The sequence below is a fragment of the Promicromonospora vindobonensis genome (assembly GCF_042685865.1).
GTDB classification, from domain to species: domain Bacteria; phylum Actinomycetota; class Actinomycetes; order Actinomycetales; family Cellulomonadaceae; genus Promicromonospora; species Promicromonospora vindobonensis.
Genome location: NZ_JBHUOG010000002.1, coordinates 3,183,772 through 3,198,167 on the forward strand (window position 1 = coordinate 3,183,772; position 14,396 = coordinate 3,198,167).

Sequence of the window (14,396 nt, forward strand, 5' to 3'; positions counted from 1 at the left end):
GCGCCTCAGTCGTCACCGGCCGCGAGCGTGAGCCGCATCGCGACCGGCACCACGTCGGAGGCGTCGCCGAGCCAGCCGATCCAGACCCTGGTCAGGCCTAGCTCCCTGCCGGGGTCCGGCTCCTCCGCGACCAGCTTGTGCTTGCTCACGAGCGGCAAGGCCGTGAACTCGCTGACCGTCAAGATATCGATGACCAGCACGTCCACCCGATCAAGGCCGAACGCGAGCCAGTCCTGACTCACTCGCAGCGAGAGCGTGTCGAGTGCCGAGAGGCGGGACATCACTGCACTGAATGCTGTATCTGTCATGCAGCCTTGACGCTCGAACCGCGCAGAGGTCACAGCACTTCGCGGAAATGTTGCACACCAGTTTTCGCCCCGTCGGATCCACCCGTCGGCAAATCTCAGTGGTGGTGCCCGCTGCACACGCCGGCCCTACGCTGGAGGGCATGGACCCCCACCGATTTCGGCAGGCCACGCCAGAGGACGCACAGGCGCTCCTCGACGTCGAGCGCGCCGCCGGTGTTGCGGCCCTCGGCCATATCTTTCCGCCGGGCATGTACCCGTTCCCGTCCGACGAGGTCCGGGCCAAGTGGGAGGCCACGCTCGCCGAGCCGGGCGTCCGGGTGCTCGTGCTGGACGACGAGGTCGACAGCTCGCGCCTCGCCTGCTTCGTGGCCCACGACGAGCGGCTGCTGCGGCACCTGGCCGTGCACCCGTCCCGCTGGGGAGCAGGCCTGGCACGCGCGGCGATGAACGCGGCCGTCGCAGAGATGAGCGACCCGCGCCTGTGGTGCCTCTCCGACAACGACCAGGCCGTCGGCTTCTACGAGCACCTCGGCTGGCGCCGTACCGGGCGCACCAAGGCGTCGGACTACCCGCCGTTCCCCGACGAGGTCGAGATGGTCCTCCCCCGGGCCTGACCAGGACCGGCTACAGGTCGACCAGGCCCGCCCGGTACCCGAGCACCACGGCCTGGGTCCGGTCCCTGGCCTGCAGCTTCGCGAGGACGGATGCCACATGGGTGCGCACCGTCTCGACCCCGACCACGAGCGCCGTCGCGATCTCCGCGTTGGTCATCCCCTGCGCCACCAGGCCGAGCACCTCACGCTCGCGCGGCGTCAGCACGGGGGCTCCGGCCATGGCGCGTGGACGCGACCGGATCAGGGCACGCAGCGCCTCCGGGTACAGCAGGCTCTGCCCGACGGCGACCGTCCGGACCGCCTGCACCATCTCGTCGGCCCCCGCGCGCTTCAGCAGGAACCCGGACGCCCCGACCGTCAGCGCGTCGAGCACGTACCCGTCGTGCTCGAACGTCGTCACCACGAGCACCCGCGGCGGGTCCGGCAGGCGCAGCACGAGCTCGGTCGCGCGCAGGCCGTCCACGCCGGGCATCCGCACGTCCATGCAGACGACGTCCGGCCGCAGCGAGCGCGTCAGCTCGACCGCCTGGGCACCGTCGCCCGCCTCGCCGACGACCTGCAGGTCGGGCTCGGCGTCCAGGATGAGGCGCAGGCCGCTGCGGACGAGCGGCTCGTCGTCGGCGACGAGCACCCGGACCGGGGTGTCAGACATCTGGGTCCTTCCGGTTGGTTCTGCCAGGGGCGCGCTCGCCGGTTCGTTCCGCCGCCGGCAGGGGCGCGCAGGGCAGCGTCGCACGAAGCACCCAGCGGTCGCCGTCGCGACCCGCCCCCGTGGTGCCACCGAACAGGGCCACCCGTTCCCGGATGCCGGACAGCCCACGCCCTCCGGACGGGCGCCGGCCGGCGCGAGCTCCGGCGCGGACCGGGTTGACGACCTCGATCAGGACCCCGTCGCCGTCGTGCCCCACCGTGAGCTCGACCGGCCCGGGAGTACCGTGCCGGTGGGCGTTGGTGAGCGCCTCGGTGACGATGCGCTGCACGGTCCGGCTCAGGAGAGCCGGCAGGTCCTCCGGCAGATCGATGTGGGCGACCAGGTCCAGCCCGGCACGGCGGTGGGCGGAGACGACGTCGCCGAGCGCGGGCGCCAGGGCGAGGGGTGCCTCGTCGTCTGCGTCGTCGCGGAGGACGGCCAGGAGCTGGTCGAGCTCGGCGAGCGCCGAGCGCGCGGTGTCCTCGATGGCGGCCAAGGCTTCGGCCGCCGCGTCCGGGTCGGCCGCCACGACGCGTCGTCCGGCCGCCGCCTGGACGCTGACGACGGTGAGCGCGTGGCCGATCCCGTCGTGCAGCTCGCGCGCCAGGCGCGTGTGCTCCGCCTCGCGGCGGGCTCGGGCGAGGGCCGTCTCCATGCGGTCGTGCGGCGTGGGCCCGAGGACCCGGCCGGCGAGTGCCGACGCGGCCACGCCGAGCGGCCAGGTGGCCACGAGGGACAGCAGCGCGAAGGCCGCGCAGGCGACCAGCCGGAGCGCGAGCGACACCGGGCCGTCCGGCAGCGGGATCCCCGTGTAGAACGAGTCGCCGGACCGGAGCGCCTCACCGGTGAGCGCCTCGACGCCGATCAGCACCGCCATCGGGATGCCCGCGAACAGCCCGGCCGCGACGAGCAGGCCCGAGGTCAGGTGTCCCGCCACCCACAGGGCCGTCCGGATCCGGTGCGCGGGCCGAGGCTCGGCCGGGACCACGAGCTCGTCGTCCACGTCGAGCAGCGCGCGGGCCGCCGTGACCTCCAGCTCCCGTGCGCCCGGCACCAGCCCGAGGCCGATGGCGGCCGCGAAGGCCGCGCCCGCCAGTGCCCAGCTGGGCACCATCCCCGCCGAGATGTTCAACAGGCTGTAGACCAGCAGCACCAGGGCGAGCCCGATCGCCCCGCCCAGCATGTGCCAGGCGAACCGCCGGGCGAGGTGCCGCGTGAGATACCGCGTCGTCGCCTGCATGCCGTCATCCTCTCCGGTCGTCGGGGTCGACCGCCAGGTCGCCGTTCGTGTCACCCGGTCGGGAGCTGGTCGCGAGCCGGCTCGGCGGCATCGAGCGCCGCAGCCCGCTCGGACTGGAGCCGGTGGGCCACGTAGCCCCAGACGGCGAGGGCCAGGGCCGGGCCCCAGTACCAGCAGGGGAAGGCGATGGCGCTGACGATCTGGTCGCTGACGCTGTGTTCGCTGGCCGTGACCAGCATGGGGATGGCGGAGAAGATGAGGGTCACCGCGATCAGCCCCCCAGGTACGGCGGCAGCCGTGATCGGCACGCGGCGTCCGGCCAGGCCCGGCATCCACCGGGGAAACACCTCGCCCCAGGACCGGATCAGGCCGAGAGTGAGAAAGAAGCCGAGCCAGGCGGCACTGGACAGCGTGATCCCCCAGATCCGGGTGGACATGTCCATGTCGTACTCCCCGAGCTGGGGCCACGGTGTGAACCACGTGAGCCGGGCCAGCGCGTACGGGAGCGGTCCGGTGGCGGCCACGATCGTGATCGCACGGCGGTGCCTGACCACCCAGGCGGTGGCCCGCTCCATGGCCGACATACCGGAAAGCGCCTGGACGCCGACCATGGCCCACAGAGTGCCGAGCGCGAGGATGAGCAGCGTGATGAGAACCGTCACGCCATGGGACAAGAAGACGCCAAGGATTCCGGTCGCCAGCCCGGTGAGGGCGTCGCGTCCCAGGACCACGCCGACGACGAGAGCCACCAGGCCGGGCACTCCGATCGCCCAACGGGCCACTGGATACCGGCGCACCAGCTGGACGAGCATGACCACCACGGCGACGGGCATGAACAGCGCGACGAGGTAGCCCATCGTGGACAGCGGGCCGGAGCCCTGCAGCAGCACCCCGAACACGATGAGCTGCAGTGCGCCGGCCCCGACACGGCCACGCGCACCCAGGGCGCCGGCGAGGCCGGCGATCCCTGCAGCGACACCGGTCAGTGCGGTGACGACGTGCACGGTGGTGGCGACATCCGGCCCGGCGAGCCCGGTGAGGAGCACTGGCCCGGCGAACCCGGCCAGGAGCACCCCGGTGGGTCCGGCGTACGGGTTCGGCCACAGCCCGAGCATCCAGGCGAGGCCGAGCAGCGCGACTGCGCCGCTCGCGAGGGTGGCGCCGAGGAGAGTGGCGCGAGCGAGGCGTTCCATGACGGTTCCTTTCGGTCGGTCGGTCGGTATGCCTTCACACTCCCGCCCGGTGGGGGCTCTCCTCCTCCCCCGCCCGGGGGATATCGGCTGGTGACCGGGGGATCCGCAGGGATAGTTTCCTGTTCATGACGTTCGACGAGGAGATCGCCGAGGGGCTGGCCGTCCCGACCGACGGCTGGGACTTCTCCTGGTTCGCGGGCCGGGCCACCGAGGCGCGCCCCGGGTGGGGCTACGTGCGGCTGTGCGGCGAGCGGCTGGCCCAGGTCGACGCGGCACTCGACGTCGACACCGGCGGCGGCGAGGTCCTCGCGGAGGCGCTGGGGCTGGCGGACGGGGTCCCCGGCACGGTGCGGGCCACGGAAGCCTGGGCGCCCAACCACGAGCTCGCCTCGGCCGCGCTGGAGCCGTTCGGCGGTGTCGTGACCCTGGTCGACGGCTCGGCCGCCCCGCTCCCGTTCGACGACCGCAGCCTCGGCCTGGTGACGAGCCGCCACCCGGTCTCCTTCCCGTATGCCGAGGCGGCACGGGTGCTCGCCCCGGGCGGGACGCTGCTGGTCCAGGAGGTCGGTGCGGGCTCCAACCGGGCCCTGTACGAGTTCCTGATGGGTCCCCAGGAGAACCGCGACACCGAGTACCTGGACGAGGTCCGCGCTCAGGTCGCCGCCGTCGGCCTCGACCTGGTTCAGCTCCAGGACGCGCTGACGCGGGTCGAGTTCTTCGACCTGGCAGCGGTGGTGCACTTCCTGCGCAAGGTCCTGTGGACGGTCCCCGACTTCTCGGTCGAGAAGTACGAGGACCGGCTGCGGGCGCTCCGGGACCACATCGCCGAGCACGGCTCGTTCGTCTGCCACAGCCGTCGCACGCTGGTCGAGGCACGGAGAGCCTGAGCTGCGCGGGAGCGGGTCAAGGCACCTCGGGTGGCTTGCCGTTCACGTCCTCGCGGGCCGACGGCGGGTCGGCGCGCTGTGCCGTCAGGTCCCGCGGCGTCAGGGTGAAGCCCTGCCAGTGCATCTCCATGGGGCTCTGGTCCTCGTCGCGGGCTACGTGGTGGAACCCGACGGCGACCCACGTGACGACGTCGGACAGCTCCGCCTCGTCCTGCGCGAAGTCGAGGACACCCGAACCGCAGGTGCCCTCCTTGTTCGCGGTGGCGAAGAGCTGGCAGTCGTCGGCCTCGGTGAACGCGACGGCGTAGCCTGCGCCGTCTGCGTTGCGGCCCTTGTGCTGGTGGTCCTTGGTGAGCTCGAACGGCGTCGTCGCGCCCAGCTCGACCTGGTAGGAGATCTGGTGCCCGTCCGCGTTGCGCACGTCGGGGTTCATCACGCGCCACCAGCGCCGGTCGGCTGCCTCAGCGGTGCTCTCGCGAGGGATCCGGGTGAGTCCGCCCTCGACGAGCGGCGACCGGGGGCCCTGCTCACCGGTCGGCGCGGCGTCGTACTGCTCCACGACCTGGCCGCCCTGGCCGCCCAGCGCCCAGTGCACCCGCCACACCGCGTTGTGCGAGTGGCTGGTGGCGTAGTCCGTGTCCCCGGGGCCGACGGGCCAGCCGTGGGCCGGGTCGTCCCCGTAGTCCTCCGGTGACAGGTCGCCGGTTGCACCGAGGTCGGAGCGGATGCTGCCGTCGCTGCCGAACGTGTACTGGCTGACGTACTCGTACCAGCCGACCTTCGAGATCGTCGCGAGCCGGAGGTCCGTGCGCCGCGCGACCTCTGTCCCTGCGCCGTCGCTGCTCCGGTACGCGATCCCGCCGTCGACCACCTCCTGGCAGAGCACCGGGCGCCGCTCACCGCCGCCGCCCATCGACCCGTCGCCGATCTTCGGCACGTAGGTCTCGATCCGCTCGCCCAGGCATTCGGTCTCGGTGAGCGTCATCATCTGCCGGCCGCCGAAGCCCTGGGTGGTGATGTCCTCGGTGTTGCGCAGGCCGGTGTCGTACGGCACCTCGAGCTGCCCGATCGACAGCTCGGCCAGCACCTGCACCGCCTCGTGCCCGGCCGGGGCGAAGTGCACGTCCTGGAGCACCAGGCCGCGGTCGGGGTCGATCCGCCAGCACATGGTCCACGTGGAACCGCTGAGGAGTCCCTGCGTGATCGGCTCGTTCTCCGGACACTCCAGGTCCACGGCGCCCGACGCCTTCGTCTCTTCTCCCCGTGGAGCCGGTGCGGCAGGCACCGCTTGCTCCACCACCAGGATCGCAGCCACGACGAGTGCGACGATGGCCGCCGCTGCCACGATCGCCGGTACCACTCCACGTCTCGGCGACAGCTCGGGCACGACTCCCCCTTCGATCTCGAACGCACGACTCGCGTGCGGGCCTTTCCGTACAGGACCGGCCCGGTGCGACGACGTCGCACCGGGCCGGTCTTACTGCGTCAGACACGTGCTCCCTGAGTCAGTGACTCAGTTCGTCAGACGGAACGCTTGTCGTCCGACATGCGGCCCATCGCGGTAGCGAAGGCCTGGCTGATCTCGCGACGACGCTTGATCATGACCGCACCGGCGCCGAGGAGCAGCACCATGGCGGCGATGAGGGCCGTCACGTTCGCACCGGTCGCGGCGAGGTCGCCGTCACCGGCACCGTTGTCGCCGTCGCCGCCGCCGCTGACCGAAGCCGCGACCACCTCGAACTCGGCCGAGGCGGAGTCGCCGTTGGCCGTGCTGACGGCGATGCCCTGGTGCACACCGATGTCCTGCTTCTCGGTGACCGTGAAGGTCCACTCGACGTTGCCGTCGGCGTCCGCGGCCTGCGCCGGGAGACCGATCGGCTCCGAGGCGATGAGCCCCACGACAACCTCACCGGCGTCGAAGCCCGAGGCGTAGAAGGTCTGCTCGTCACCCTGCTGAACGAACGGCTCCTCGAACCAGGCCTTCAGGTCGCGGCCGTCGCCACCACCGATGTTGTCGACGACTGCGATCGGCGTCTGTGCGCCCTCGCTGCCGTCGTCCGGCTGCGCGTCGACGATGATGACGCCCGGCGGGGTCCCCTCGGGAACCGTGATCGGGGTGGTGAAGCCGCAGTCCTCATCGACGACCACGGTGACCGGGCCACCGATCTTCTTGCCCTCGGTGTCGAAGAGCTGCACGGTGACGGTTGCACCGGCCGGGAATCCCGTGCCGGTGACGATCACCTCGTCACCCGCCTCGACGATGGTCGGGTCGGCCGTGATGGTCGGGTCCGAGCACTCGGCCGGCGGGTTGGTGCCCGGGGGCAGGATCTCGAGCGGTGCCTCGGCACCGGGGGTGCCGTCCTCGGGCTCGGCCTCGACGACGTGGTCGCCGGGCTCTGCGTCCTCAGGAACCGTCAGGTCCGTGATGAAGCCACAGGCCTCGTCCGGGGTGACCGTGATCGGGTCGCCGACCGGGTTGCCCTCGGCGTCGTGCAGCTGCACGACGACCGGGACGCCGGCCGGGAAGCCCTGGCCAACGACCGAGACGGTGTCGCCAGGGTAGGCGGCGCTCGGCTCGACGGTCAGCGTCGGGTCCATGGCGCACACGTCGGCGCCGGAGATCACGGCGAGCGGGGCCTCAGCGGCCTCGCCGGTGGTGTCATCGGTGCCGATGACCGTGTAGTCGCCCAGCTCGGCGTCAGACGGAACCGGGACGGGGACCGTGAAGCCGCCCTCCGCGTCGGTGTCGACCGGGATGGCGTCTCCGACGGGGTTGCCGTCGGGGTCGGTGAGCTGAACCGTAGCGGTCGAGTCAGGCGTGTAGCCCTCGCCCGTCGCGATGGTCGACTGGCCCGGAGCGACAGAACCGGGGTTCACCGTCAGCGACGGGTCGATCTCACCGGGGTTGCCACCGCCGTCGGGCGAGATGCGCACCGCGGCGTTGCCGAGGTTGATCCGTGCGACCTCGTTGGCCGGCAGCAGCGCGATGCTGAGGGCGGACAGGTCGAGCGACGTGACGACCTCAGCGGCCTCGGCAGAGGTCGGGGTCACCCCGGCGGTCTCGGTCACCTGGCGGTTGATCGTGATCGAGAGGACCTCGGCCAGGACCTCGAAGACCGGCGAGAGCAGCTCGCGGATCGGAACCGTGATGGCGTCCGTCTTGAGGTCGTTGATCAGCAGCTCGAAGATCTTGTCGCCCTCGTCGCTGATCACCAGGTCGTACACCGGCGCGAGGAGCTCGGAGACGGCCGGGCCCAGCGTGTTGATGGTGTTGACCAGGACCGTGGCGAGCGGCGCTCCGAGGCCCGTGCTGTTGTTCTCGGCCTCGGGGAAGCTGCCGTCCACGACGGACGTCAGCGGGATCGACCACGACACGTCGAGACCGGTGGCCTCGTCCGTGAAGGCAAGGTTGACCGTCACGGCGTCGAGGGAGTCCTCGATCGCACCGATGAGGACGTTGGTGATCTCCTCCATCAGCTCGTGCACGGTCTCCGCGATGAGCGGGTAGGTCGTGTCGTCGATGAGCTCGGTGTTCGGGGGCAGACCGTTGAGGCCTTCCTCGCTCCCGTCCGGGTTGTCGACGAGCTGGTCGAGGTGCACCTGGAGCTCACCGGTCGACAGGTCGATCGTGATGAGCTGGTTCGCCGAGGTGATCGGCTCCGCCACGACGGACTCGAACAGCGTGTCCTGCATGTTGCTGTCCACGGTGATCGAGGGCGTCGGGACACCCGGGACCGCGTCGAACAGACCGGTCAGGAGGCTGTCGTCCAGGTTCGTGTTGACGAGGTCCTCGACGGCCGTGTCGATCGATCCACCGATGTCGTGGACGGACGAGGCCGCGTTCTCGATGACCGGCGAGTGCAGGGACAGGTCCAGGTCGGCGACGCGGTACTGGCCGAGGCCACCCACGCCGTCCTGGTCCAGGATCACGCCGTCCTCGGCGCGGACCTCAGCAGCACCCGCACCGACCTCGAGCAGGAGCTCGTCGACGATCTCGTCGGTCAGGCCGTCCACGCCCAGCAGGCGCGCGATCGACAGGACGTCGACAGACGCCTTGCCGAAGTCCTCGGTCTCGCCGTCCAGGGTGACGCCGCCGTCCGCGCCGAGCAGTCCGGAGACCGCGTGCGCGTCGACCGGGGACGACGCCTCGCTCTTGCTGGCCAGCGCACCGAGCTGACCGAAGTCCAGGATCTCGTCGAGGCGAACCTCGACGTCACCGATGCTCACGAGCTGCGAGCCGAGCAGCTCGACGTTGAGGTTGCCCTCGTTCGGCCCGGCGTTCGACTCCGAGCCTGCATCCGAGTAGGCGGCTGCGAGCAGCGCCTCCTGGAAGAGCGTCGAGTCGAGGACGCTCGCTGCGGCCTCGGACGGCTCGTCCGGGTAGTTGTCCACAGCGACCGCGGGCAGTCCGGTGGCCGTGACCACGACTGCTGTTGCCGCGGCCGTCGCCAGGGTCCGGCGCCACGGGACGCTACCCCTCCGGCGTCGGGACGGTACTTGCGTTCGGTTCAAGAGAACTCACTCCTCCATATACACGCTTCAAGAAAAGCGTCCGGATCGGTACGTGATCACGTCCGGATCGGTTGGGGCGGGGCGTATGAGACACCGGTGCCCGGGCTTTAGCGAACAGTGGTTCCCAGGGACCTGCCAGGCAGAGCGGCAATCGTGCGCTGACGCAAAAGAACGCAACGCGCTGTGCGTTCGAGGCGATCAGTGGCGCGACAAAGGCATCCGCGCGCACGGTGGCGGAAAGAAGTGAAGGTAGTCCGAAATGCCGGGTGAAAAACTCCAGCAATAGCGGGTGAAAAATCTGCGTTCGAGTTGCGCCTCAGCTACCGGCAAGCCAAGCGGGTGGACGGGTCTCGGCGAGGCGCACGAGGTCCCGCCGGTCCCGGATGCCGAGCGTGGCGTACGCCCGGCGCAGCCGGTTCACGACGGTCCGTTCGGACACGAACGTCGCCTGGGCGATCTGTGAGTTCGTCGCGCCGTGCACCGCGAGCCGGACCATCTCCCGCTCGTGCCCGCCGAGGACCTCCCACTCGGGCCCGGTCCCACCGGTCGCGTCCGCCTCGGCGAGGAACACGTCGATGCCGCGCAGCCAGCCCGTCATGCCGGCCAGTCGCACGAGCGTCCGGGCCTCGTCGAGCATCGCCTCACCCGTCGCGCGACCACCGCGGGTCACGGCGTACCGGCCGTAGGCGACCAGCATGCGCGCACGCTGCCATGGCGACATCGGGGTCGGCGGCGCGTGCAGGGCCGCCTCGAACGCGGCCGACGGCGCACCCTCGTCGGCGAGGAGCGCACAGAGCCGCGTGTAGGCGGCGGCGACGTCCGGCGCCGACCACTCGCCCGGCACGAGGGGCGGATCGAGCAGCCGCTGGGCCCGCGGTCCGACCTTGCCCGGGGGCGTCGACGCCATCACGGCCTCGACGAGGTCGCACCGCACCTGCACCCGTCCCCGGTACGGCCAGGCGCAGTGCTCGAGCGCGATGGTCAGCAGCGCGACGGCACCTTCCGCCTGCCCGACGACGAGGTGCGCGGCACCCAGGTCGGCTGCGTACTCGCCGAGCACCCGCGCCGACCAACCGCCTGCCTGGGCCGGCATCGTGCTCGCAGGCTCGGTCCCGTCGACGACGGCGTCCGCGGCGGCTCGCATGCCACGGGCGGGCAGCCACCCGTCGACCGACGGACGCAGCTCCGCCGCGTGCGCGAGGTGCGCGAGGACATCGGCGGCGCGCCCGTCGAACGCGGCGACACGAGCGGCGGCGAGGTCGCGCGCCACGATCTCCGCGACCGTCCGCCCCGGCGTCGCGCCGGAATGGTCGGCCAGCAGGCCCCTGGCGCCCACCACGTCCCCCAGCATCAGGAGGGCGCGCACCTGGATGTCGACACCCACCCAGTCCTGGCCGGGGGTCGGCCCGATCAGTCGCAGGTCCGCCCGGAGCGTGCCGGGGTCCGCCAGGTCGCCGCTCTCCTCCAGGCGGAGGAGTGCTACGGCGACCCGAGCACCCGCGGCCCGCGCCGCCTCGCCGGCACCCGCAGGGTCACGCCACCACAGGCGGTCGGTCCACTCCGCCCCCACACCGTCGGGCACCAGCGGGCCCCCGCCGTGGTCCCGCCAGGCACGGCCGGCCATCAGCGACACGCCGATGGCGCGCGCGGCCAGCCGTGGGTCGGGCGTCGCCGCCACCGCTGCCCACGCACGCGCAGGCAGCTCGTCCAGGTGCAACCCGTCAAGGATGTTCGCGACCACGCCGGGCGCGGACAGGTCGCGGTCCGGCGGTGGGGCCTCGTCGTCGGCGCCGTGCGCCTCCCTGCACAGCAGCGCGAGCAGCGGGTGCCGCACGGCCGCACGGCCGTCCCGGCGAGCCACCGAGGCACCCTCGAGCGGCGCGGTCGCCAGTGCGGTCGCCGTCGCAGGGTCGAGCCCGGCCAGCAGCGCACGGTAGGCGCGCCGGGCCGCCGAACCGACGCTCTCCGGCCCGGTCCAGGCGACGTCCCCGCACAGCTCCGCGGCACTCAACGAGCCCGCGAGCTCAAGGGCGAGCCGCGGGTTGCCGGCGCTCCAGCAGCGCAGGTGCTCGACGACGTCGGCCGCCACCGGGGCGCTCAGCTCCATGTCGAGCACCCGTCGCAGGGACATCCGGTCGAGCGGACCGAGCTCGAGCACCTCGACGTCGTCGGAGAGCGGCTCGACGGCGATGCTCCGCACGGCCGCGATCACCCGCCAGTCCTGCCCGTACGCCTCGTCCGCCAGGTGCTGGAGCCAGCGCGCACGGGCGGGGGTCAGCACTCCCACGTCGTCGACGAAGAGGACCCGCGGCCCCGGGCCGCTGTCGCCGGCCCAGACCGAGACCGCGCGCAGAAAACCCCGCGCGTCGAAGTCGGAGTCGTGGTCCTCGTGGTCCTGGACCGACCAGGCGGACAGATCGATGCGCCGACTGTTGTCCAGGTCGTGCGCCGAGGGCCGTGGCGAGCACGGCCGCACCACCCGGACCGCTGACGACCCAGCTCCGACCTGCTTCAGCGCCTGCAGCACCGTCGCTGTCTTGCCGATCCCGCTCAGTCCGCGCACGACCAGGACCGTCGGGTCCAGATCGGTCGCGAAGTGCCCGATGACCCGCAGCTCTCGATCCCGCCCGTGGACCACGTGGTTTCTCCCCCTGCTGCCTGCCTGGCTCCATGCCGTCGGCCCTGCCGAAGGCACCGCCATGGAAGGCCCGTAGCTTGATGGCACGCACACCCCAATTCGCCACTTGTCCACCACTCGGATGAGCATTGATCAGTAGCGCCTCAGGAGTCTATGACAAGAGATGAATCGTGCAGGGTGTGGCTGTGGTACGGGATATTACGGCTCTACTTGGCGCATCTCGGGCGGGTGCGAGAAAATCGCGCACCCGGGAAATACCGGCGGAATGTCCATTTCAGGAGACCCCGGCGTCACGCCAGCGGACCGAGCAATTCCCGCCTGTCCGCGCCGGGTCGGTCGGCACCGCCGAGCACTCCGACGAGCTTCTTCTCCTCGAACCGGAAGTGCGTCTCCATCACTGCCTCGATGCCGTCGAGGTGCCGCAGCACCTCGTCCCGGCCGCCCCCCGACCTCGCGGCGCGCTCCAGCTCGCCCAGCAGGTGGTCCAGCATGGAGTGGTCCCGCTGGAGGTCCGCGACGACGGACGCCAGGCCGGGCTCGGCCGCCGTCAGGCGCTCAGCAGCTCCGCGATGACCGCCGGTACCGCCTGGGCGATCTCCAGCGCCGCCACGGGGCCGCCCGCTGACGCGCGAGCCGCCGCGCGACCGTGCACGAGCACCGCGGCGGCCGCCAGCCGGGCCGCGAGCGCCTCGTCCTCGACGACGTCGGCCGAACGGCCCGCGAGCAGCGTCCCCAGGATTCCCGCGAGCACGTCGCCGGCCCCTGCGGTGGCCGTCCAGGCCGGCGCGTCGGCCTGTGCGTAGGTGTCGCCGGGGCCTGCCACCACGGTGATCGCACCCTTGAGCAGCACCGTCGCACCCGTCGCCTGGTGCGCCGTCCGCACCCAGTGCAGCGGCTGCGCCTCGACCCCCGCCCGGTCGACGTCGTGCCCGAGGCCCTGCAGCAGCTCCGCCAGCTCGCCGGCGTGCGGGGTCAGCACCGCCCATGCGGGAAGCCGGTGCTCCAGCATGGTGAGCCCGCCCGCGTCGATGACGGCGGGCATCTTTCCACCTGTGACGTCCTCCGACAGCACACCCGTCACGGCCGCGAGCGCACCGAAGATCCGTCGGGCCTGGCCGTCGCCGTCCGGCTCGGCGTCCGGGTCGACGGCGGGGACGCCTGGGCCGAGGACCCACGCCTGCACGCGGCCGCCCGCCACGACGACCTCTGGGCGGGCCAGCAGGACCCGGGTGCCGACCGCCTCGGGGCCCAGGTAGCGCACCATGCCTGCGCCGGCCAGCACGGCCCCCGACGTGGCGAGGACCGCCGCGCCCGGGTAGGTGCTCGTCCCGGCGATCACACCGACGACGCCTCGGGTGTACTTGTGGTCGTGCGGGCTGGGAGCGGGCCACAGCGCGGCCACGTCGGCGGGCTCCATGCGCCGCACCCGGCCCGACGCCGGGTCCGCGCCGGTCATCGCGTGCCTGCCGGTCGTCACTCCCCAGATTGCACCGCCCCACCCTTCGCCGCCCGAGGCGGCGGGGAAGCCGACGTCGATGAGCTCGACCTGCCCGGCGAGGTGTGCCGCCGGCGGCAGGAGCAGGCCGGGCTTGAGCGCGCCGAACGTGACCGTGCGGTCCGCCTGCAGGACGGGGCCGAGCACCGCGCCGTCGTCCACGCCGATGCCGCTCGGGATGTCGACGGCGATCGTGTACGGCCAGAGCTCCCCCGCCGTCTCACGGGCTTCCGCGAGGGTGCGTACGAGGCCGCCGGCGGGCGGGCGCAGCGCGCCCCGCGCGCCGACACCGACCAGGCCGTCGAGCACGACGTCGGAGGCGAGTGCGGTCCGGACCACCGAGGGGACCCGGATGTCGGCGAGCGTGAGCACGGTGCCGCCCGCCGCCCGGAACGCGCCGAGGCCGTCCTCGTGCGCGCGCGTGGACGCCAGGACGGCGGTCACGGTCATGCCGCGCCGCGCGAGGTGGGCTCCCGCGAACAGGGTGTCGCCGCCGTTGTTGCCTGGTCCGACGAGCAGCAGCGCACGGGCGCCGCGCACGTCACGCCTGGCTCCCGCCCCGCTGCGGGGCCGAACCCTTGCGGTGCCGGGCAGACCGTCGGAACCGAGGCTGCCCCGCAGGCGGGCGGCACCCGGGCGTCCGGGCACCCGCCCGTCGACAGGGCGCGCCGCGACCTCCCGGAGCACCACCTGAGCAAGTGCGTACGCCGCTCTGGCCATGAGCGGCTCGCCTGCTGCGATCAGTGGCTCTTCGGCCTTTCGTACCTCGTCGGACCTCCACGCGTCTTTCACAGTCCTATAGTGCCGCTTCCGCCACC

11 protein-coding genes are annotated in these 14,396 nt (G+C 72.2%); 2 read left to right on the forward strand and 9 right to left on the reverse strand.

Translation table 11 applies throughout. The features are described 5' to 3' along the window. Positions 1–5 precede the first annotated feature (5 nt). Positions 6–281: a hypothetical protein gene (locus tag ACFS27_RS27410; RefSeq protein ID WP_377190269.1), complete on the reverse strand. Its 276-nt coding sequence runs from the start codon at positions 279–281 to the stop codon at positions 6–8. 167 nt (positions 282–448) lie between these two features. On the opposite strand from ACFS27_RS27410, the gene ACFS27_RS27415 reads away from it, so the two are divergent. Next, positions 449–922 (forward strand): GNAT family N-acetyltransferase, encoded by a 474-nt coding sequence (locus ACFS27_RS27415; protein ID WP_377190270.1) that lies wholly within the window; start codon positions 449–451, stop codon positions 920–922. A gap of 10 nt (positions 923–932) precedes the next feature. Here ACFS27_RS27415 and ACFS27_RS27420 read toward each other — a convergent pair whose 3' ends face one another. The 3 genes from ACFS27_RS27420 to ACFS27_RS27430 are packed head-to-tail and all read right to left on the reverse strand — an operon-like array spanning position 933 to position 4,046. Beyond that, positions 933–1,574 (reverse strand): response regulator, encoded by a 642-nt coding sequence (locus ACFS27_RS27420; protein WP_377190272.1) that lies wholly within the window; start codon positions 1,572–1,574, stop codon positions 933–935. Then, positions 1,567–2,853, reverse strand: coding sequence for a sensor histidine kinase (locus ACFS27_RS27425; protein WP_377190274.1), 1,287 nt, complete (start codon positions 2,851–2,853; stop codon positions 1,567–1,569). Before ACFS27_RS27425 ends, ACFS27_RS27420 begins: the two co-directional genes overlap by 8 nt. A 50-nt stretch (positions 2,854–2,903) precedes the next feature. Beyond that, a complete protein-coding gene (locus ACFS27_RS27430) occupies positions 2,904–4,046 on the reverse strand; it encodes a hypothetical protein (RefSeq protein WP_377190276.1) in 1,143 nt (380 codons plus the stop codon). A gap of 125 nt (positions 4,047–4,171) precedes the next feature. Here ACFS27_RS27430 and ACFS27_RS27435 point away from each other — a divergent pair, with 125 nt between their 5' ends. Further along, a complete protein-coding gene (locus ACFS27_RS27435; protein ID WP_377190278.1) occupies positions 4,172–4,933 on the forward strand; it encodes a class I SAM-dependent methyltransferase in 762 nt (253 codons plus the stop codon). Between the two features lie 16 nt (positions 4,934–4,949). Here the strand turns inward: ACFS27_RS27435 and ACFS27_RS27440 are convergent, their stop codons facing one another. From ACFS27_RS27440 to ACFS27_RS27460, 5 genes are all read right to left on the reverse strand, one after another. Further along, entirely contained in the window at positions 4,950–6,320 is a 1,371-nt protein-coding gene (locus ACFS27_RS27440; protein WP_377190280.1) for a copper amine oxidase, read from the reverse strand. A gap of 134 nt (positions 6,321–6,454) precedes the next feature. Beyond that, entirely contained in the window at positions 6,455–9,358 is a 2,904-nt protein-coding gene (locus ACFS27_RS27445) for a choice-of-anchor G family protein (RefSeq protein ID WP_377190282.1), read from the reverse strand. A 403-nt stretch (positions 9,359–9,761) separates the two neighbouring features. After that, positions 9,762–12,146: a helix-turn-helix transcriptional regulator gene (locus ACFS27_RS27450; RefSeq protein WP_377190284.1), complete on the reverse strand. Its 2,385-nt coding sequence runs from the start codon at positions 12,144–12,146 to the stop codon at positions 9,762–9,764. Positions 12,147–12,373: 227 nt separating this feature from the next. Beyond that, positions 12,374–12,574, reverse strand: a complete 201-nt coding sequence (locus tag ACFS27_RS27455; RefSeq protein WP_377190285.1) for a hypothetical protein — start codon at positions 12,572–12,574, stop codon at positions 12,374–12,376. 56 nt (positions 12,575–12,630) lie between these two features. Continuing rightward, the gene (locus ACFS27_RS27460) at positions 12,631–14,298 is read right to left on the reverse strand and encodes a bifunctional ADP-dependent NAD(P)H-hydrate dehydratase/NAD(P)H-hydrate epimerase (RefSeq protein ID WP_377190287.1); all 1,668 of its coding nucleotides are present in this window, start codon (positions 14,296–14,298) and stop codon (positions 12,631–12,633) included. Positions 14,299–14,396 lie beyond the last annotated feature (98 nt).